The organism is Mycobacterium sp. E183, assembly GCF_001667735.1.
Taxonomy (GTDB): Bacteria; Actinomycetota; Actinomycetes; order Mycobacteriales; family Mycobacteriaceae; genus Mycobacterium.
On sequence record NZ_LZJN01000024.1, the window covers coordinates 1 to 1,012 of the forward strand.

General features: G+C 70.4%; 1 protein-coding gene. It reads left to right on the top strand.

The features are described 5' to 3' along the window. Positions 1-1,012 (top strand): PPE family protein (locus A5691_RS02130; RefSeq protein ID WP_068266398.1); only part of this gene is annotated, 1,012 nt, incomplete at both ends.

Below are 1,012 nucleotides of genomic sequence, written 5' to 3' on the forward strand. Positions count from 1 at the left end.
TGTTTGATTTTGGGGCGCTTCCGCCGGAGGTTAATTCGGCGCGGATTTATGCCGGTCCGGGGTCGGGGTCGTTGATGACGGCGGCGTCGGCGTGGAATGCGATCGCCGCGGAGCTGCAGTCGGCTGCGTTGAGTTATCAGAATGTGGTGACCCAGCTGGCCAGTGAGGAGTGGGCGGGCACGGCCTCGGCGGCGATGGCGGCCGCGGCCACCCCGTATGCGGAGTGGCTGGCCAGCACGGCGGCGCAGGCCGAGCAGGCCGCGGTGCAGGCCGCCGCGGCGGCGGCGGCTTATGAGGCGGCGTTCGCCGCGGTGGTGCCTCCGCCGGTGATCGCGGCCAACCGGGCGTTGGTGCAGCAGTTGCAGGCCACCAACGTGATCGGGCAGAACACCGGGGCGATCGCGCAGTTGGAGGCCCAGTACGGCGAGTTTTGGGCCCAGGATGCCGGGGCGATGGCCAACTACTCGGTGCAGTCCACGGCGGCGACCAAGGGCATCACCCAGTTCCAGGCCGCCCCGAAGGTGACCAACGACGCGGGCACCACCACCCAGGCCAGCACGGTGGCCAACGCGGCGGCCAACACTTCCGCCGGCAACGCGGCCAACGTCGCGCAAAAGGCGGCCACCACCGCCACGACGACCGCGGCCCCGCAGGCCGCCGCGGCCGCTCAACAGACGACCAACCCGATGAGCGAGCTGTGGTTCCTGTTGACCGGCCAGACCGCCTTCCCCACCAACCTGGGGGCGGCCGTCAACGGCTACAGCCCGTTCGCCAGCCTGTTCTATAACACCGAGGGTCTGCCGTACTTCAGTACCGGTATGGCCAACACCTTCACCCAGATCTCCAAGACGGTGGGGTTGATCGGTGGTGCGGCTCCGGCGGCGGCCAAGGCGCTGCCGGGTCTGGGTGGGCTCGGTGGCCTGCTCGGCGGCGGTGCCGGAGCGGTGCACCCGGCCGCGGCTATCGGTGGGGCGGCCTCCATCGGTGGCAAGTTGTCGGTGCCGGTGGCCTG